This is a genomic window from Solidesulfovibrio sp. (assembly GCF_029978005.1).
Lineage (GTDB): Bacteria > Desulfobacterota > Desulfovibrionia > Desulfovibrionales > Desulfovibrionaceae > Solidesulfovibrio.
The window spans coordinates 1-19,257 of record NZ_JARKOZ010000057.1 but is presented as its reverse complement, the minus strand read 5'-3'; the positions used below and the strand labels follow the sequence as shown (position 1 = coordinate 19,257).

The following is a 19,257-nucleotide window of genomic DNA, read 5'->3' as shown; positions in this document are numbered from 1 at the left end:
CCCCCCCCCCCCCCCCCACGGACGCCGGCGGCGAAACGCCGTAGGGAAGAGCGGGTTCATCGCCGTCCGGACAAGTGGCGGGGCGTCCTTTCAGTCTACTGTCAGCCACCGCCGGGGGAATGATTTTCCGACCGCGAAAGGACGCGGTCACGCCTTGTGAGCCGCGCCGACGGGTGATACCAACGCCCCATGCCGACGCTTCCCGACGCCCTGCGTTCCCATGTGGACAAGTATTTCCTGCGCTCCCGGCGGATTCTCGACGCCGAGGGGATCGATCCCGTCGTGACCATGCAGGTGTTTTTCCGCGACGGCCCGGGCGTGTTCGCCGGCATCGACGAGGTCGTGGCCCTGCTGCGCGAGACTTCGGAGCTGGCCGAAACCGGCGGCGCGCTGTTCGCCCTGCCCGAGGGCGCGGCCTACGCGCCCTTGGAACCGGTCATGCACATCGAGGGGCGACTGACGGGCTTCATCGAGCACGAGACGCTCTATCTCGGCATGTTAAGCGCCGCCACGTCGCTGGCCAACGGCCTGCCCGAGCCCACGCCCGGGGAGGTGGAGGCCCGGGCGGCGGCCATCCGCGCCCTGGTTCCGGACAGGCAGCTCATGTATTTCGGGGCCAGGCACTGGCATCCCCGTTGCGAGGAGGACTTTTGCCGGGCGGCGGTGGCGGGCGGGTTCGACGCCTGCGCCACGGACGCCGGGGCGCGCGCGGCCGGGCTGGCCGGCGGCGTGGGCACCATTCCCCACGCCTTGGTCCTGGCCATGGCCGGGAAATACGGCCGGGAGCAGGCCACACGCGAGGCGGCCCTGGCCTTCGACCGCCACATCGAGGCGGCCTGCCCCAGGGTGGCGCTGGTGGACACGTTCAACCGGGAGATCGACGACGCCCTGGACACGGCCCGGGCGCTGGGGGAGCGGCTGGCCGCCGTGCGCCTGGACACGGCTGGGGAGCTCGTCGGCCAGGGCGGCGCGACCTTCGACGGCCGGCCCCACGTCACCGGCCCGGGCGTGACCGTGGCCGGCACGCTGGCCGTGCGCCGGGCGCTCGACGCCGCCGGGTTCGGCCACGTCGGCATCGTGCTGTCGAGCGGCTTCGGCAATCCGGAAAAAATCAGAGCCTTCGTCGAGGCCGAAAAGGAGCACGGCCGCCTGTTCCTCTCGCTCGGCATCGGCGGCCTGTTCCGCTCCTACGCGGCCACGGCGGACATCGTGCGTGTGGACGGCGCGGACCTGGCCAAGACCGGCCGGGCCTACCGCCCCAACCCCCGCCTCATCCGCTTCATTTGACCCCTGCGGGGAGGTCCAGGAGGGGCACTGCCCCTCCTGGCCGCCGGAGGCTTCTTCTCTTCCCTTCCTATATCTCCCGACTCGCGTCCCGGGCGCGGATCTCGGCGCGTTTGATCTTGCCGCTGATGGTCTTGGGCAGTTCGGCGACGAAGTCGATGATGCGCGGGTATTTGTAGGGCGCGGTTTCCTTTTTCACGTGGGCTTGCAGCTCCTTGACCAGCTCCTCGGAGGGCTCGAAGCCCGCGGCCAGGACCACCGTCGCCTTGACGGCCTGGCCGCGCACGGGATCGGGCACGCCGGTCACGGCCGCCTCGACCACGGCCTTGTGGGTGATGAGCGCGCTTTCCACCTCGAAGGGCCCGATGCGGTAGCCGCTGGACTTGATGAGGTCGTCGGTGCGGCCGAGGAACCAGAAATAGCCGTCCTCGTCCATCCAGGCCTTGTCGCCGGTGTGGTAGTAGCCGTCGACCATGACCGAGGCGGTCTTGGCCGGCTCCAGCAGGTAGCCGGCGAAGAGCCCCACGTTCTTGCCGTCTTCGAGCTTGAGGCAGATCTCGCCTTCGACGCCGGGCGGGCACACCTTGCCCTCCTCGTCGAGCACGGTCACGTTCCAGCCCGGGGCCGGCCGGCCGATGGAGCCGGGCTTGGGCGTCATGCAGGGGAAGGTGGCGATCTGCAGGCAGGTCTCGGTCTGGCCGTAGCCTTCGTAGATGGGCAGCCCGGTGATCTCCTTCCAGGCCTTGAACACGCCGTCGTTTAAAAGCTCGCCGGCGGTGGTGCAGTAGCGCAGGGCCGACAGGTCGTACCTGGACAGGTCCTCGCGCACGAGGAAGCGGTAGACGGTCGGCGGGGCGCAAAAGGTCGTGACCTTGTGCTTGCTCATGACCTCGAGCAGTTCCGCCGGATGGAACTTGCCCCGGAAGTCCCAGGTGAAGACCGTGGCCCCGGCCATCCACTGGCCGTAGAACTTGCCCCACACGGCCTTGCCCCAGCCGGTGTCGGCGACCGTCAGGTGCACGTCGCCGGGCTCCAGGTTGTGCCAGTACACCCCCGTGGCCAGGTGGCCCAGGGCGTAGCCGTGGGTGTGCTCCACCATCTTGGGCATGCCGGTGGTGCCCGAGGAGAAGAAGATGAGCAGGGTGTCGTCGCCGCCCGGGGCGTCGCAGGCGCGGGGGAAAACGTCGGAGGCGGCGGCGCGGATGGCCTCGTAGTCGAGCCAGCCGGCGGGCATGGCGGCCTCGCCTACGTGGATGAGAATCTGCAGCGTCGGGCAGGTGGGCCGGGCGGCCTCCACGCGCGAGACCACGGAGTCCTCGGCGATGATGGCCTTGATGCCGGCGTAGTTGACCCGGAAATCGATGTCGTGGGGGGTGAGCAGGTTCGGCGAGGGCACGGGCACGGCTCCGAGCTTGTGCAGGGCGAGCATGGTCACCCACCACTCCACGCGGCGGTAGAGGATGACCATGACGCGGTCGCCCTTTTTAAGCCCCGCCTCCTTGAAGGCATTGGCCAAACGGGCAGATTCCTTGCTGAAAAAGGCCAGGTCGAAGTCCCGGCGGGTCCCGTCCGGACCGATATGGATCATGGCCGGCCGGGTCGGGTCCGCGGCGGCCTCGGCGTCGAGGAAGTCGAAGGCGAAATTGTAGTTCTCGGGCACGGAGACGGAAACGGTCTCCAGCAACTCTTTATAGGTCTCGGGTCGCAGTTTGGCGACAGGCATGGTCTTGGGCTCCCGTGGCAAAACGGTTGTTTGTCTATCTCGTCGAAGCGCTCCGGCCTGGGTCCGCGCTGGCCCGGCGCCGCCTTGGGAAGGCGACGCCCGGCTAGATAATCACGTCGAGGAACTCGGCCTCGGCGTCGTCGAGCCCGCGCATGGCGTGGGGCGTGCGCGAAGAGATATAGAGGGAGTCGTGGGGTTCGAGGGTCAGGACGTCGTCGCCCAGGCGCACCTCCATGCGGCCGCGCAGCATGTAGATGAACTCCTCGCCCAGGTGCCGGTTGAACTCCATCTCGGATTCCTGCTTGGGCGGCACCGTGACCAGGAACGGCTCCATGGCCGGCTTGTGGAACCGGTAGGCCAGCGACTGGTACTTGTAGGCCTTGCGGCGGTCCACGGACAGGCCGTGGCCGTCGCGCACCAGGGAGTAGGCGTGCAGATGGGCCTCGCCGCCGGTCAACAGCGCCGTGAGGTCCACGCCCGCCGCCTTGGCCACCTCGTAGAGGTAGCTGACGGGAATCTCCTCCTCGCCGGTCTCGTACAAAAGGACCTGGTCCGCCGTGACGCCCGTGGCTTCGGCCAGCTCCTCCAGGGAAAAGCCCGCCACCTCGCGGATGCCGCGAAGCCGCATGGCGATCTCCCGCACCGGTCCGATCTCCTTGCTCATACAGTTCCCCTCGCCTGCGATGTTAGGGTTGCGAACGCGTTTCCCCGTCTTTTCGCACGACCCGGGGGCTTGTCAATTTCTTTCCCCGGCTTCGGAGTCGCAAAAACGGCTGGAATTTCGCCGCGCATTGCGGTATGGAAATCGACTCGCGGGGCCGTGCCGACTTCCCGCCCCAGCCCACCATATCCTTACCAACGAGGGTACCATGAGCGACAAGAAGCTTGGTGATCGCATCCGCACGTATCGCGAAGGCCAGGAGATGTCCCGGGAGGAACTGTCCCGCCGCACCGGCCTGTCCGTGGAATTCCTGACCGCCCTGGAGGAAGAGGACGTCACCCCGTCGCTCGGGCCCCTGCTCAAGATCGCCCTGGCGCTCGGGCAGCGGCTTGGCACCTTCATGGACGACAACGTGGACGGCGACCTGTGCATGACCTGCCGGTCGGACCTGACCGAGGAGGACACGGTCCTGCGCAAGGCCCGGGGCAAGCGCGCCTCCTTCCGCTACCACTCCCTAGGCAAGGCCAAGACCGACCGCCACATGGAGCCCTTTTTCATCGAGGTCTACCCCGACGACGCCCCCTGCGCCGAAAAGCCCCTGTCCTCCCACGAGGGCGAGGAGTTCATCGTGGTCATGTCCGGCGAACTCGAGGTCGTGGTGGGCAACGACCGCCACATCCTCGGCCCCGGGGACTCCATCTACTACAATTCCGTGGTGCCCCACTACGTCGGCTGCGGCGACGCGCCCAAGACCGACATCTACGCCGTGCTCTACATCCCGCAGTAAGCCAAGGAGACGCCCATGACCTTCGTGCCTCCTCCCTTGCACCAGCCGCCGCTTTTCGACCTGACCCTCGGCGAACTGCTCCACCAGACGGCCCTCAAATACCCGGACCAGGACGCGGTGGTCTACGTGGACCGGGACTACCGGCTCACCTGGCGGCAGTTCGACGAGCTGACCGACGAGCTGGCCAAGGGGCTCATGGCCCTTGGCATCGAAAAAGGCGAGAAGGTGGCGGTCTGGGCCACCAACGTCCCGTTCTGGGTGGCGATGATGTTCGCCACGGCCAAGATGGGCGCGGTGCTGCTCACGGTCAACACCGCCTACAAGCGCAACGAGCTCAAGTACCTGATGACCAACTCCGAAGCGGAGAACATCTTCATCATCAATGGCTTCCGCGATTCGGACTACATCGAGATCCTCTACGGCCTGGCCCCGGAACTGCGCACCATGCAGCGCGGGGCGGTGCGCAGCGAAACCTTCCCGCACCTCAAGCGCGTATGTTTCCTCGGCGTCGAAAAGCACCGGGGCATGTACTCCATCCCCGAGATCATGGGCCTGGCCCGCACCGTCACGGACGAGGAGCTGCGCGCCCGGCAGGCCACCTTCACCTGCCACGACGTGGTGAACATGCAGTACACCTCGGGGACCACCGGCTTCCCCAAAGGGGTCATGCTCAGCCACCACAACATCCTCAACAACGGCTACTCCATCGGCCAGCGCCAGCGCTTCACGAACAAGGACAAGCTGTGCATCCAGGTGCCGCTGTTCCACTGCTTCGGCTGCGTGCTCGCGGTCATGGCCTGCGTCAACCACGGCACGACCATGGTCTTCACCGAGGTCTTCAACCCGGTGCATTCCATGATGAGCATCGAACAGGAAAAATGCACGGCCATCTACGGCGTGCCCACCATGTTCATCGCCATGCTCGAGCACAAGCTCTTCCCGAAGTTCGACTTCTCGTCGCTTCGCACCGGCATCATGGCCGGCGCGGTCTGTCCCATCCAGACCATGCGCCAGGTGACCGAGAAGATGTACATGAAAGAGATCACGAGCGTGTACGGCCTCACCGAAAGCTCGCCCGGCATGACCCAGACCGACGTGACCGACCCCTTCCACTACCGGGTCGAGGGCGTGGGCCGGGCCTTCCCCCACGTCGAGGTCAAGGTGGCCGACCCGGAAACGGGCGTGGAGGTTGCGCGCGGCAAGCAGGGGGAACTGTGCTGCCGGGGCTACAACTCCATGAAGGGCTACTACAACAACCCCGAGGCCACGGCCAAGTGCATCGACGCCGACGGCTGGCTCCATTCCGGCGACCTCGGCGTCATGGACGAATACGGCTACGTGACCATCACCGGCCGCATCAAGGACATGATCATCCGGGGCGGCGAGAACATCTATCCCCGGGAGATCGAGGAATACCTCTACACCATGCCCGGCATCGCCGACGTGCAGGTGGCCGGCGTGCCGAGCCGCAAGTACGGCGAGGAAGTGGGCGCGTTCGTCATCCTGAAAAAGGACGTGACCATGGAGGCCGAGGAGGTGAAGGACTTCTGCCGGGGACAGATCGCCTGGCACAAGATCCCGAAATACATCGCCTTCGTGGAGGAGTTTCCGCTGACCACCAGCGGCAAGGTGCAGAAGTACAAGCTGCGGGAGCTGGCGGCCAAGCTGTTTCCCGAAGCCATGCGCTGATCGCGCGGCAGACGCGACCGTCGACAAGCGCCGCCGGGAGAGGTCCCGGCGGCGCTTTCATTTTTCCAGGGCGATGGGGTTCTCGAAGAGCCGGCGCAAAGGGCCGGCGAGCAGGCGGTCGAAGGCCAGCTGATAAAGGACGCCGCCGGCCAGCAGCACGCCGTAGAGCAGGAGCGCCCCGGCCAGGAAATGGTCCCGGACGAATTCCGGCAGCCTGGCCGTGACGGCGAGGACCGCCTCGTGAAAGGCCGGGGCGTGCTTGTAGAGCTGGAAGAGCAGGTAGTGGTAGACGTACACGGCGAAGGTGCCCCGGGCCGCCGTGCGCAGGGCCGCGCCGTAGCGCCGCCCGTCCGGGGCGAGCAGCCCCAGGGCCAGGATGAGGAAGAAGGAGGCCGTGCCCAGGGCGTGGGTGTCGTAGGTCACGTTGCCGGCGGCCAGGACGTCGGCGTAGGCCAGGCCGTGGAGGCGCACGGCGCAGGCGGCCGCCGTGGCCGCGGCCGCAAGCCCGAGGATCCAGGCCCCGGCCCGGCCGCGAAGCCTCCCGCCCAGGGCGTGGAGCGCGTCGGCGGCGACGATGCCCAGGAGAAAGAAGGAGAAGGCCGTGGGCAAAAAGCTCAGGCCGGCCAGCGTTCCCGTGAGGCGCAGCCAGGTGAAAAGGGCCAGCAGGGCGACGAGGCCGGGCAGGCGCAGCCGGCGGTACAGGGCCGGGACGGCCGGAAAGACCAGGTAGAGGACGAAGAGCACGGTGAGAAACCACAGCGTGTCGTTGTAGGCCATGGTCTCCCTGGCCCGGGCCACGCCGAGGAGCAGGAAGTTGAGGTCGTGCTCCCCGGGCTTGTGGCCGAGCACGCCGACCGCCACGGCGAAGGCCGCCAGGGCGGCCACGGCGAAGCCCAGGTAGATGCCGAAGAAGCGGCCGAAGAAGTAGTCGCGCAGGTCGAAGACGCCGCGCCGGCGCACGGCGTACCACAGGGAAAAGCCGCTCAGGGCGTAGAACGAGAAGTTGAGCGACCAGAAGGTCAGACCGCCGGCGAAGGCCAGGCGGTCGAAAAGGCCGCCCTGCCCGGCCAGGGCGGCCCTAAAGGCGGCAAAGCCCCCTGTGCCGGCGGGATAAGGGAGACCCGGGGCGTAGAGGCCGAAGAAGTCGCCGACGAGCATGGCGTGGCCGGTCACGATGCCGGCCATGAGCACGAGGCGGGCGGCGGAGATGGCCACGCTCACGCGCCGGTCGAAGGCGAAGCGGTCGGACACGGCCGGGGCTGGGGGATGGCTTGCCATGGCCGGCAACGGGTAGCACGACGGGCCGGCCTTGACCAGACGGGCCGCGCCCCCCGGAAGCGGCCCGTCCGGTCAAGGTGGCGGCTTCCGGGGAATCAGGCCGCCGGGTCAAAGGCAGGCGGTCAGGCGGGCGAGCAGCCCCGCGAACTGGCCGGCCTCCTCGGGCGACAGGGCGCACAGGAGTTCCTGGGTGAGCCGCTCGTGCAGGGCATGGTGCTCGGCGAAAAGCCGCGCACCCTCGCCGGTCAGGCCCACGCGAATGGAGCGGCGGTCGGTCTCGTGGGGCTTTCGCGACACGTAGCCGCCCCGCTCCAGCCTATCCACCAGCACGGTGAGCGAGCCGGTGGTCACGCCCATGCGGGCGGCCAGCTCGGTCATGCGCAGATCGCCGTCGGCCCCGAGGATCTCCAGGGTGTGCATCTGCGGCAGGGTCAGGCCGCTTTCGCGCACCACCCCGTGCTCCCAGGAGGAGAACTTCTCGTAGAACTCGATGAGCAGGCGCGTGAGCCCCGCCGCCTCGGGCGTCTGGGGCGAATCGGGCTTGTCCGGCGTTTCCATGGCGATCAGCTCCTGGCCTCGAGGGCCGGCTGAGAGGTGAAGGCCAGGCTGGCCGAGGAGAGCACCACCACGACGGAGCCCACGTTGTGGAACACGGCGGCGGCCACGGGCGGAAGCAATCCCCAGGCCCCGCCGCAGATGGCCACGGCGTTGAAGAAAAGCCCGAGGCCGATGTTGAAGTGGATCATCCCGACCATGCGCCGGCCGAGGTGGACCAGAAAGGGCAGGCGGCCGATGTCGTCGTTGACCAGGGCGACGTCGGCGGTCTCCAGGGCCACGTCGGAACCCACCGCGCCCATGGCCACGCCCACGTTGGCCCGGGCCAGGGCCGGGGCGTCGTTGACGCCGTCGCCGACGAACAGCACCCGGCGGCCCTGCTCCTGGAGGCGCGAGAGCACCTCGAGCTTGCCCTCGGGCTTGAGCTCGGCCCAGACGTCGGCGATGCCCACGCTCTTTCCCAGGGCGCGGGCGGCCTTGGCGTGGTCGCCGGAGAGGATGCCGACCACGCCCATGCCGAGCTGGCGCAGGGAATCCACGGCCAGCGACGCCGTCTCCCTGGCCTTGTCGGCCACGCCCACCACACCCACGACCTTGCCGGCCCGGCGCACCACCAGCGCCGTGGCCCCCCGCTCCCGAATGTCCGCCAGGCAGGCACGCAACGCCTCGGGCAAGGCCTCCTCGCCGCCCGTCATCTCCGGGCTGCCGACCTCCACGGCCTCGCCGGCCACCGTGCCGCGCACGCCAAGACCCACCACGGTGGCCATGGCGTCGGGCGCGACCACGGGCACGCCGGCGCGCCTGGCCCGCTCCACGATGGCCGCGGCCAGGGGGTGGTTGCAGTCCTTTTCCAGGCAGGCGGCGCAGCCGATGACGCCGTCCTCGCTCTCGCCCTCCACAGCCACGACCGTGGTCACGGCCGGCCGGCCCAGCGTCAGGGTGCCGGTCTTGTCGAAGAGCACGGCGTCGGCCCGGGCCGCCTCCTCCAGGTACTGCCCGCCCTTGACCAGGATGCCGCGCCGGGCGGCCAGGCCCACGGCGGCCACCGTGGCCGTGGGCCCGGCCATGATCAGCGCGCACGGGCAGCCGGCCACCAGCACGGCCACGGCCCGGTCCAGGTCGCCGGTGAAAAGCCAGGCCAGCCCGGCCAGGGTCAGGACCGTGGGCGTGAACCAGGTGGCCCAGCGGTCCACGACCCGCGCCGCCCGGGGCTTGCCGGCCTCGGCCGCGACCACGAGCCTGACCACCTTGCCGAAGGTCGAGTCCTCGCCCACCTTGACCGCCCTGGCCTCCACCCGGCCGGTGTAGTTGAGGGTGCCGGCCAGGATCGCGTCGCCGGGGCGGCGCTCCCGGGGTAGCGACTCGCCGGTCAGGGCCGATTCGTCCACGGCGGTGGTTCCCGAGACGATCTCCGCGTCCACGGGAATGCGCTCGCCCGGGCGCACCAGCACCACGTCGCCGACCTTGATGGCGGCAACCGAAACGAGGCGCTCCCCGCCGTTTGCGTCCAGGACCGTGGCCTCCTGCGGGGTGAGCGCGGCCAGGGCCTCGATGGAGCGGCGCGCCCCGTCGCTGACGGCCTCCTCGACCAGGGCCCCGAGCGTCATGATGCAGCTCACCACGGCGGCGGTCAGCACCTCGCCCTGGGCCAGGGAGGCGAGGATGGCCAGGCTCACCAGTTCGTCCACGTTGACCCGGCGCTCCATGACGCCCCTGACCGCGCCGATCACGATGGGCAGGCCGTTTATGGCCACGGACAGCAGGCCGAGCAGGACCGAGGGCCAGACCGGCCCGGTTTCCGGGCGAACGAGGTAGGCGGCCAGGGCCAGGACGCCGCCGGCCAGGCACAGGGCCAGCTCCTTGAAGGCGAACAGGCCCTTGTAGGCCCCGAGGCTGGAAAAACGACCGATCATGGCTGCTCCTTGGAAGAATCTTGAGGACGAAGAATCTCTAGGAGATTATTTTTTGATAGTCAAACTATTTGATCGACAAGCTACCTCGCCGGAACAAAAAAAGCGCGGGAAGGCGTTCGCCCTCCCGCGCCGTGATCGCGTCGGATCGTCGCTTACAGGCCTTTTTTGGCCATGAAGTCGACGAGGTCGGCCACCCGGCAGGAGTAGCCCCATTCGTTGTCGTACCAGGACAGCACCTTGACCATGTCGCCGCCCTGCACCGTGGTGTACTCGGCGTCCACGATGCTCGAGTGGGCGTCGCCCTTGAAGTCCATGGACACGAGCTGCTTTTCGCAAAAGGCCAGGATGCCCGCAAGCGGCCCTTCGGCGGCTTCCTTGAGCCTCGCCCGCAGCTCCTCGGTGGTGGTGGGCTTGGCGATCTGGACCACGAAGTCGACCAGGGAGACGGTCGGGGTGGGCACGCGCACGGAAAGGCCCGAGAACTTGCCCTTGAGGTCCGGGATGACCAGGGCCACGGCTTGCGCCGCGCCGGTCGAGGTCGGGATCATGTTGCAGGCCGCGGCCCGGGCCCGGCGCAGGTCCTTGTGGGGCAGGTCCAGGATGCGCTGGTCGTTGGTGTAGGAGTGGATGGTGGTCATCACGCCCTTGACGATGCCGAACTGGTCGTGGATCACCTTGGCCACCGGAGCCAGGCAGTTGGTGGTGCAGGAGGCGTTGGACAGCACGTGGTGCTTGGCCGGGTCGTAGCTGTCCTGGTTGACGCCGAGCACCACGGTCAGGTCCTCTTCCTTGGCCGGAGCCGTGATGATGACCTTTTTCGCCCCAGCCTCGATGTGGGCCTGGCATTTGGGGCCGGTGCGGAAGATGCCGGTGGATTCGATGACCACGTCCACGCCGTACTCGCCCCAGGGCAGGCCGTGGGGGTCGCGTTCGGCGAAATTCTTGATCTTCCAGTCGCCGACCACCATGACGTCGCCGTCGACCGAGGCGGCCACGGGCAGCTTGCCGTAGTTGGTGTCGTAGCTGAGCAGGTGGGCGTTGGTGGCCACGTCGAAGAGGTCGTTGATGGCCACGACTTCCATGTGGTCGGCGTGGTGCTCGAGCATGGCCTTGAGGACCTGGCGGCCGATGCGGCCGAAACCGTTGATGGCGATGCGAAGTTTGGTCATGTGCCTGCTCTCCTACTCGTGCATGGTGTAGTCGTAGGCCGTGAGAAGTTCGTAGTCGGTCTTGAGGGCCTGGTGCAGCCGGGCGTTCTCGATGGCGATGGCGCTCAAGTTGGCGATGACCGTGGCGAAGTCGATCTCGCTCTGGTCGAACTCGCGCACGTTGCCGCAGTACAGACGCAGCACGCCGATGGCCTTGCCCTCCACGGTCAGCGGCAGGGCCATGACCGAGGCGATGCCTTCTTCCTTGGCCGCTTCCGGGTACTGGAAGCGGGGATCGTCGCTGGCGTCCTTGATCTGGACCACCGCGCCGGTCAGGGTCTCCTGGTCGATGCGGCTCTTGGCCACCTCGACCGGGCCCTTGCGCAGGTAGCCCTTGCTCAGGCCATAGGACGTGCTGGCGAGCAGGGTCTGGCCTTTGCGGTCGAGCAGGCGGATGGAGCAGGCCTTGGCGTCCAGGGCCTTGGCCACCTGCTCCACGATGGCGTGGAGCACGGTGACGGGCTCCAGGCTGGAATTGATGCCTTTGGCCACTTCATACAGGGTGCGGTAATAGGCGCATTCCTTTTCGCTCATGATTCCCTCCTGAAGGGGATGGTTGCGCGCCCGGCCCGGCGGTCGATCCGTGAACCGGGAGGCGCGATGATGCCGCAGTTGGGCGTGCGCATGATGGCGAACCGATGGCAGCATACGTCTTTTGCATGAAATGAAAAGACGCGAATGAACAGGGAAACGTGACGCCACGGCCAGAGCCGGACGCAATCGGTCGCGTTTCCCCTGCGCCGCGCCGCCCTCCCCGTTCGGCCGGGGTCGGTCTCTTTCCCGGGGCTTCCGGACGGCAACGGGTCCGCCAGCATTGTCTACATTTGCCGCCGTCCCTTGGCAAGGCGCGCAAGACGCGCCTTGGCCCCGCCCCCCCTTTACCTTCGGCCGGGATTGCAGTAGAGGACTCAATTTCCAAGCCGGAGCGGTGAGCAAAAAGGACGAGGAGGGCTGCATGGACCCCAAGGACGTCGAATACTTCCGCGAGCTTCTCAACAACATGCTTCAGGACATCCTCAAGAAGGGCGAGGAGACCATCGAGGACATGACCGACACCGTCGAGGTGTACGCCGACCCCGCCGACCGGGCCACGGCCGAATCCGACCGGGCCTTCACCCTGCGCCTGCGCGACCGCGAACGCCGGCTGATCAAGAAGATCAAGGAAGCGCTCGAGCGCATCGACGAAGGCACCTACGGCGAATGCCTGGAATGCGGCGAGGACATCAGCGTGGCCCGCCTCAAGGCCCGACCCGTCACCACCCTGTGCATCAAATGCAAAAGCCGTCAGGAAGCCGACGAGAACCTGCGCGGGGAATAGCCGCGCCCGCTTCGCCTGCGCCCGCCCGCGTCCGGGTCGCGCCTGCCTCGAAAGACATGTCGTTGTTTTTCCGGGAAGAAAACCGTTCCATGCCCCGCTTCGCCCAGGCGGCGAACCCCCATGGGGAGCCAGCCCCCTCCCCCCTGCGCCCCAAGGCCGCCGCGCCGCGCTGAGCCCGAGGCCCCCTTTCCATGGAAGCCGTCTTCTTCCGATTCCTGGCCCGGGAACTGGCCGCGCTGCTCCCCGGCTGCCGGGTGGAGAAAATCTTCCTGCCCGCCCAAAACGTCTTCTCCATGGCCCTGTACCTGCCCGCCGGGCGGGAAATCCCGGGCGGCGAGGGCAAAAAAACCGTCTACCTGCACGCCCGCTACGGCACGGGCCGCTTCTTCCTCTTCCTCTCGCCGCAAAAGACCGTCCAGCCCGAACGCGCGCCGGCGGCGGCCATGCGCCTGCGCAAGCACCTGCGCGGCCGGCGCGTGGCCGGGGTCCTGGCCGACTGGCCGCACCGCCGCCTGACCCTGGTCATGGCCGGCGAAGGCCCCTGCCTGCGCCTGGACCCCCGCTCCTTTCCCGAACTGTGCGACGCCCCGCCGCCGCCCTGCCCGGACGATCCCGGCTGGCCGCCCCTGGCCCGGGTCCTGGCCGAGCCCGAAATCTGGCGGGAGCACCCCCAGCTTTCCCCGGCCCTGCGCCGCCGCCTGGCCGGCCTGCCCCGGGGCGAGGCCGAGGCGGTCTACGCCCGACTCCTCGCGCCCGAGGCCGAAGGGTTCTTCCTGGAATTGGCCAAGGGCGAACCCGACGCCCTGTGGCCGGTGCGCTGGCCGGGCAAGGACAGGCCCGGCCGGGAGACGCGGGCTTTCGGCAGCGCCCTGGCCGCGGCCGCCGCCTTCGGCGAGCCGCTGGCCTTCGGCGAGGTCTCCGGCCGCCAGAGCGCCCCCCAGGCCGCGGCCGACGCGGCGGCCACAAGACGCCTGTCCCGGGCCCTGGAAAAACTTGCCGCGGACGAAGCCCGCATGCGGGCCTTTCTTGCCCGCAAGGCCCAGGCCGACATCCTGGCGGCCAACTTGCATGCCTTGAACAAACAGGCCAAGATTGCTCACCTTTCCTTGCCGGGGCCTGACGGCCTGCCGACAGAGATCGCCCTGGACCCGTCGCTCACCGTGGTCCGGAATATGCAAAAGCTCTATGATTTGGCGGCCAAGGGCGAACGGGGCCTGGCCGCCATCGCCCGGCGGCGACGGGACTTGCAAGACGGGAAAAAATACTTACAAGGTCGGCAACGCGGCGCGCCCGCGACGGCGCAACCGTCCCGCCCCGCGCCGGGCCCCTTCGAGGGCGTCGCGGCCAACGCCTACCGCACCGACGACGGCTTCCTGGTCCTTCGCGGCAAGAACGCCAAGGCCGGCGAGAGCCTGCTGCGCAAGGCCAACCCCTTCGACCTGTGGTTTCATGTGGCGAACGGGCCGGGAGCCCACGTGATCCTGCGCCGGGACCACCCGCGCCGGGAGGTGCCGCGCGCGAGCCTCGCCCAGGCGGCGGGCCTGGCGGCCCTGGCCAGCTACGCCTCGGGCGCGGGTTCGGCCGAGGTCATGATGGCCCGGGCGGCGGACGTGCGACGCATCAAGGGAGCGGCGGCCGGCAAGGTGGCGGTGGAGGCGGTGCTCGAAACCCTGCGCGTGGACGTGGACCCGGGCCTGGAATCCCTGCGCCTGCCCACGTAATGTCGCGGATTCGCTTGTCCTCGTCGCGGTGTTGTATTAGGAGCGTAACCGGGCCATGCGCGGCATTCGGACCGTAACAGCGTTGTGACGCCATGATGGAAACGCCTGGGCTTGAACGGCGGCTGGAGTTCGACGACTCGGAGCTGGCCAGGGACCTGTTCGGTCCCCACAATGACAACCTCGCCCTGATCGCCGGCAAGTCCGGGGCGCGTCTCGACACCCGGGGCAACGCCGTGGTCCTGCGGGCAGACGACGAGGAGACGCTTTCCCACGTGGCCAACGTGCTGGTGCAGCTCTACGGCCTGTTGCGTCAGGGCAAGCCCGTGTACCCCGCCGACGTGGAACAGGCGCTCAGCGTCCTGGCCAGGGAGCCCGAGGCCAGCCTCCAGCGCGTCTACCGCGAGGAGGCCCTGGCCGTCTCCCCGAAAAAGACCGTGGCCCCGAAGACGGCCACCCAGCGGGACTACCTGGCCGCCATCCGCAAAAACGATCTGGTCTTCGGCGTCGGCCCGGCCGGCACCGGCAAGACCTACCTGGCCGTGGCCATGGGCGTGCATTTCCTGATCGAGCGGCGGGTCAAGCGGCTCATCCTCACCCGGCCGGCCGTGGAGGCCGGCGAGAAGCTCGGCTTTCTGCCCGGCGACATGGTGGAGAAGGTCAATCCCTACCTGCGCCCGCTCTACGACGCGCTCAACGACATGCTCGACTTCCGCAAGGTGCGCGAAATGCTCGACAACGGCGTGATCGAGGTGGCACCGCTGGCCTTCATGCGCGGCCGCACCTTAAACGACGCGCTGATCATCCTCGACGAGGCCCAAAACACCACGCCCGAGCAGATGAAGATGTTCCTCACCCGCCTGGGCCTGGCCTCCAAGGCCGTGGTCACCGGCGACGTGACCCAGATAGACCTGCCGCCCCGGTCCGTGTCCGGACTGGTGGAGGCCAAACGGGTGCTTCGCGACGTGCGCGGCATCGAATTCATTTCCTTCAGCGACGCGGACGTCATCCGCCATCCCCTTGTGGGAAGGATCGTCAAGGCCTATGAGCGAGATAGTCAACAGGGTCAAACGGAAGTTTAAGGGCCAGTCCAAGGCCGGCCAAGCCGTGCATGCCCCGGCCGTGCCGGGAGGTCTGGCCGGCTTCGCCTTCTTCCTGACCGCCGTCTTCGCCCTGAGCTTCGTGGCCAGGCTCGGGCTCGACAATTCGGTGAAGCTCTTCACCGCCGGCGAGATCGCCACGCAAGACGTGGCCGCCGACCAGAACCTCCAGATCGAGGACGTGGAAGCTACCTCCCGCAAGCGGGACCAGGTGGCCGACTCCCAGCCCCCGGTCTTCGACGTGAGTCCCCTGCCCTACGAGGCTCTGGCCAAGACCGCCCAGGACATCGTCGTCTCCGTGCGCGGAGCCGGCGGCGAGGACCTGGAGAAGCTGCGCTGGCAGATCGCCGAAAACCTCAACACCGAGGTCGGCGGCGACGTCATCGAGGTCTGGCGCCAGGACGAATTCAAGGACCTCCTGGACAAGGACGTCCTGCCCTGGCTCAAGCAGAACTACGAATCCGGCGTGGTGGCCTCCACGGCGCTGTTCGCGCCGTATAAAAACGGCATCCTCATCCGCGACCTGCCCTCCATGATGGAGACGCTGCGGGTCGAGACGCGCGACGTCAAGGACCTCAAGCAGGTCAAAGACGACCTGGAGCACCGGCTCAAGGTCTCCATGAACAAGCCCTTCCGCCTGCGCAAAGCCGTCTACGTTCTGGTCTACCCCCTGCTCGCGCCCAACATGACCTTCAACCAGGAGACCACGCAGGCCCGCCGGCGCGAGATCAGCCGGGCCGTGGAGCCGCTTTACTACATCATCAAGAAGGGCGAGATCATCGTGCGCCAGGGCGAGCGCGTGGGCCCCATCCAGCAGCTGAAGCTGCAAGCCCTCTACTCCCACCGCAAGGGCTCCTACAACCTGCTGCGGGCCTTCGGGCTTTTCGGCATGTGCCTGATGTTTCTGGCCGTGCTGGCCCTGTCCCTGGACCGCACGGGCTTAAGGCGCGTGCGCGACACGGACTGGGTGTTCCTCGGCGTCATCCTGCTCATTTTCGGCATGCTGGCCAAGGTGGCCGACGTGGTCACCCTGCCGGGCGGCGGCGGCCTGTCCGAGGCGGCGCGATCGGCCTATTTCGCCGTGAGCCTGCCCATCGCCGGCGCGGCGGGCATCCTGGCGCTTTTCTTCTCCAAGCGCCTGTGCATCTTCGTGAGCCTCATCCTGTCGTTTCTGGCCGCCAACATGGTCTACGGCGGCATCGGCATCTTCTGCTACTACTTCGTCGGCTGCATGATCTACGTCTACCTCATGAAGTGCTCGGAGACGCGGGCCCAGGTGCTGCGTTCCGTGCTGCCGCTTTTCGCGGCGCTGTGCATCATGTGGGGTTCCCTCAACCTCATGGACCTGAGCGACCCGACCGTGGCCTGCACGGGCCTGGTCTTCGTCGGCCTGTCGTCGTTTCTGTCGCTTCTGGCCGTGGTCGGCATCGCGCCCATCATGGAGCTCATCTTCGGCTACACCTCGCGCTTCCGCCTCATGGAGCTTTTGAACCTCGAACAGCCCCTGCTCCAGGAGCTCATGGTCAAGGCCCCGGGCACCTACCACCATTCGCTGATCGTCTCCAACATGGTCGAGGCCGGAGCCCGGGCCATCGGGGCCAATCCGCTTTTGGCCAAGGTGGCGGCGCTCTACCACGACATCGGCAAGCTCAAGAGCCCCCACTATTTCATCGAGAACATCTCCTGCAAGGAGAACCGCCACAACAAGCTGGCGCCGTCCATGAGCGCGCTGATCCTCATCGCCCACGTGAAAAAGGGCGTGGAACTGGCCAGGGAACACCACCTGGGCCAGCAGATCACGGACCTCATCGGCCAGCACCACGGCACCACGCTCATCGCCTACTTCCACCACAAGGCCAAGGAACTGGCCGAGTCCAAGGGCGACGACCCGATCCGCGAAGAGGATTACCGCTATCCCGGACCCAAGCCCCAGACCAAGGAAGCCGGCCTGATCCTTCTGGCCGACGCCATCGAAGCCTCCAGCCGCACCCTGGTCGATCCCACGCCCAGCCGCATCAAAGGGCACATCGGCAACATCGTGCGCAAGATCCACGACGAGGGCGAGCTCGACGACTGCCAGCTGACCCTCAAGGACCTGACCTTACTCAGCGACACCTTCCAGCGCATCCTGACCGGCATCTTTCACCAGCGCATCGAATACCCGAGCGCCAAGGCCACGGACGCCAAAAACGGCAAGACGCGCGAGGAGCCGCCCTGCGCCGTCACGCCCAAGGGCGCGGCGGAACACGCCGCATGATCGGCCTGGCCCCGGGGCTGGTCCACCCCGACCTGCCCTGGCGGCGGCCGGAGGTCGCCGCCTTGTGCCGGGACATCCTGGCCGCCCTGGACCTTTCGGGCGGCGACTACGACCTGCGCCTGGTCGGCGACGCCGAGATGGCCCGGCTCAACGCCGTCCATCTGCGCCTTCCCGGCCCCACCAACGTGCTGAGCTTTCCGGCCGGCGACCCCAACCGGCCGGACTATTTCGGGGAAATGGCCGTCTCCCTGGACACCGTGGCCCGCGAGGCCTTCCTCTACGGCCAGGAGCCCCGGGAGCACCTGACCCGGCTGCTCGCCCACGGCTTCCTGCACCTGGCCGGCCTGGACCACGGCCCGGTCATGGAGGCACTCACCGAACAGGCGGTGGCGGCCGTGGCCGCAACCGGCGCGGCGACCGACCCGCGCTAGCGTCGTCCCCTGGGAAACCCTCGGGTATTTTCAAAAAAACAGTCACCTTGCTCCCTTGCCCTCGCGAAAGGCCGGCCCTTTTCCGAGGCCGCGAGGCGCGCCGGCGCTTTTCCCGCCGGACGCCGGCGCGGCCACGGCCGCCAGGACCATGACCCCGCCCGCCGCTTCCAGCGGCGACAACCGCTCGCCAAGCGCGGCCCAGGCGGCCAGCGCCGTCACCACCGGCACGGCGTTGAGCCACAAGGCGGCCCGGGCGGCGGGCAAACGGGCCAACACGAAGTTGTAGCAGGCAAACGCGGCGAAGCTCGCCAGCACGGTGAGCGCCGCCAACGCCGCCGCCGCGCTTGCGGTCAGCTGCGGCCAGCCCCGGCCGGCCAGCTCGAAGGCGCAGGCCGGAGCGAACAGCACCGCCCCCCAAGCCAACTGCACGAAGGTCACGGTCAGGGCGTCCAGACGCCGCGCGAGCGCGCCGCCGGCGACCACGTACCCGGCCGTGGCCGCCACCGCCCCCACCATGAGCAGATCCCCGGCCAGCTTCCCGCCGCCCGGTCCCGGCCCCGCGCCGCCCGCGACCACGCAGGCCACCCCGGCCATGGAGGCGGCGACGCGTGCCAGGTCTGACAGGCCGGCCCGGCCGCGCCCCAGGGCCGCGTCCAGGCCGACCACGGCGAGCGGGATGGCCGCCACGATGCAGGCGGCGGCCGAGGCCGAAGTCAGGACCAGCCCGCAGGTTTCGAAGGCGAAATGCCCCACCGGCTGCAGCAGGGAAAGCAGGAACAGCCGACCGTGGTCGGCCCGGGAAAGCGGCCTGGGCCGCCGGCCGGAAACGGCGAAGGCCAGGGCGAAAAGCCCGGTGGCCAGGGAAAAGCGCGCGCAGGCCAGGGTGAAAGGCCCCATTTCGGCCAGCGCGATCTTGGTCCAGACATAGGACAGGCCCCAGGCGAACAGGGTCACGGCCAGCGCGGCCGCCACCGCGAAATCAGTCTTGCGCACGATGCCTCCCGCCGGCCGCGCGGCCGGGCCAGGGGACCATGGCCTATTCGCCGGAGCGGGAATTGGACGAAATTGCCCTAGCGCAGGCAGCGGCGGTACTGGCCGGGCGTGGCTCCGACCAGGGGCGTGAAGACCCGTATGAGGTGGCTCTGGTCGGCGAAGCCGGCCTCGAGGGCCACCTGGGCGGCGGGCAGGTCCGTGGCTAGTGTCGCGTCCTCAAAATTAATACATATTTAAGCGACCAGCGGTTTGCCGGTGTAGGTCCACTTGAAGGGCTTTGCCCAGAGCTCGTTATAGTTCTTGATGTACTCCATGATCTGGCCGACGAGTTGTTGCTTTGAG

Annotated in this window: 17 protein-coding genes; 8 read left to right on the top strand and 9 right to left on the bottom strand. The window is 68.1% G+C overall.

The genetic code is table 11. The features are described 5' to 3' along the window. Positions 1–189: 189 nt before the first annotated feature. Positions 190–1,287, top strand: a complete 1,098-nt coding sequence (locus tag Q1K70_RS06810) for a nicotinate phosphoribosyltransferase (RefSeq protein ID WP_300157189.1) — start codon at positions 190–192, stop codon at positions 1,285–1,287. Between the two features lie 67 nt (positions 1,288–1,354). Here Q1K70_RS06810 and Q1K70_RS06805 read toward each other — a convergent pair whose 3' ends face one another. Both Q1K70_RS06805 and Q1K70_RS06800 read right to left on the bottom strand, forming a co-directional pair. Continuing rightward, positions 1,355–3,007, bottom strand: a complete 1,653-nt coding sequence (locus tag Q1K70_RS06805; RefSeq protein WP_300157187.1) for an AMP-binding protein — start codon at positions 3,005–3,007, stop codon at positions 1,355–1,357. 103 nt (positions 3,008–3,110) lie between these two features. Then, entirely contained in the window at positions 3,111–3,671 is a 561-nt protein-coding gene (locus Q1K70_RS06800; RefSeq protein WP_300157185.1) for a cupin domain-containing protein, read from the bottom strand. 205 nt (positions 3,672–3,876) lie between these two features. On the opposite strand from Q1K70_RS06800, the gene Q1K70_RS06795 reads away from it, so the two are divergent. Then, complete coding sequence (locus Q1K70_RS06795) at positions 3,877–4,455, top strand: XRE family transcriptional regulator (RefSeq protein WP_300157183.1); 579 nt, start codon at positions 3,877–3,879, stop codon at positions 4,453–4,455. A gap of 15 nt (positions 4,456–4,470) precedes the next feature. Next, a complete protein-coding gene (locus Q1K70_RS06790; RefSeq protein ID WP_300157181.1) occupies positions 4,471–6,144 on the top strand; it encodes an AMP-binding protein in 1,674 nt (557 codons plus the stop codon). A gap of 57 nt (positions 6,145–6,201) precedes the next feature. Here the strand turns inward: Q1K70_RS06790 and Q1K70_RS06785 are convergent, their stop codons facing one another. The 5 genes from Q1K70_RS06785 to Q1K70_RS06765 all read right to left on the bottom strand — a co-directional run bounded on the left by Q1K70_RS06785 (position 6,202) and on the right by Q1K70_RS06765 (position 11,632). Continuing rightward, positions 6,202–7,422, bottom strand: coding sequence for an acyltransferase family protein (locus Q1K70_RS06785; protein ID WP_300157179.1), 1,221 nt, complete (start codon positions 7,420–7,422; stop codon positions 6,202–6,204). Between the two features lie 108 nt (positions 7,423–7,530). Next, the gene (locus Q1K70_RS06780) at positions 7,531–7,980 is read right to left on the bottom strand and encodes a MarR family transcriptional regulator (RefSeq protein WP_300157177.1); all 450 of its coding nucleotides are present in this window, start codon (positions 7,978–7,980) and stop codon (positions 7,531–7,533) included. Positions 7,981–7,985: 5 nt separating this feature from the next. Next, a complete protein-coding gene (locus Q1K70_RS06775) occupies positions 7,986–9,890 on the bottom strand; it encodes a cation-translocating P-type ATPase (protein ID WP_300157175.1) in 1,905 nt (634 codons plus the stop codon). A gap of 152 nt (positions 9,891–10,042) precedes the next feature. Beyond that, a complete protein-coding gene (gene gap, locus Q1K70_RS06770; protein ID WP_300157173.1) occupies positions 10,043–11,059 on the bottom strand; it encodes a type I glyceraldehyde-3-phosphate dehydrogenase in 1,017 nt (338 codons plus the stop codon). A gap of 12 nt (positions 11,060–11,071) precedes the next feature. Then, positions 11,072–11,632, bottom strand: a complete 561-nt coding sequence (locus Q1K70_RS06765; RefSeq protein WP_300157171.1) for a GAF domain-containing protein — start codon at positions 11,630–11,632, stop codon at positions 11,072–11,074. 421 nt (positions 11,633–12,053) lie between these two features. Between Q1K70_RS06765 and dksA the strand changes: the two genes are divergently transcribed. From dksA to ybeY, 5 genes are all read left to right on the top strand, one after another. Then, entirely contained in the window at positions 12,054–12,416 is a 363-nt protein-coding gene (gene dksA, locus Q1K70_RS06760) for an RNA polymerase-binding protein DksA (RefSeq protein ID WP_300157169.1), read from the top strand. Positions 12,417–12,607: 191 nt separating this feature from the next. After that, a complete protein-coding gene (locus tag Q1K70_RS06755) occupies positions 12,608–14,137 on the top strand; it encodes an NFACT RNA binding domain-containing protein (protein ID WP_300157167.1) in 1,530 nt (509 codons plus the stop codon). A 92-nt stretch (positions 14,138–14,229) separates the two neighbouring features. Further along, the gene (locus Q1K70_RS06750) at positions 14,230–15,216 is read left to right on the top strand and encodes a PhoH family protein (RefSeq protein ID WP_300157165.1); all 987 of its coding nucleotides are present in this window, start codon (positions 14,230–14,232) and stop codon (positions 15,214–15,216) included. Then, positions 15,179–17,491 carry an HDIG domain-containing metalloprotein gene (locus Q1K70_RS06745; RefSeq protein ID WP_300157164.1) on the top strand — a complete coding sequence of 771 codons (2,313 nt, stop codon included), beginning with the start codon at positions 15,179–15,181 and terminating at the stop codon, positions 17,489–17,491. The genes Q1K70_RS06750 and Q1K70_RS06745 overlap by 38 nt, the downstream gene beginning before the upstream one ends. Next, a complete protein-coding gene (gene ybeY, locus Q1K70_RS06740) occupies positions 17,488–17,922 on the top strand; it encodes an rRNA maturation RNase YbeY (protein WP_300157162.1) in 435 nt (144 codons plus the stop codon). Before Q1K70_RS06745 ends, ybeY begins: the two co-directional genes overlap by 4 nt. Before the next feature lie 42 nt (positions 17,923–17,964). Here the strand turns inward: ybeY and Q1K70_RS06735 are convergent, their stop codons facing one another. After that, positions 17,965–18,915: a DMT family transporter gene (locus Q1K70_RS06735; protein WP_300157160.1), complete on the bottom strand. Its 951-nt coding sequence runs from the start codon at positions 18,913–18,915 to the stop codon at positions 17,965–17,967. A gap of 77 nt (positions 18,916–18,992) precedes the next feature. Continuing rightward, positions 18,993–19,109 (bottom strand): AraC family transcriptional regulator, encoded by a 117-nt coding sequence (locus tag Q1K70_RS06730; RefSeq protein WP_366521660.1) that lies wholly within the window; start codon positions 19,107–19,109, stop codon positions 18,993–18,995. Between the last annotated feature and the right edge of the window lie 148 nt (positions 19,110–19,257).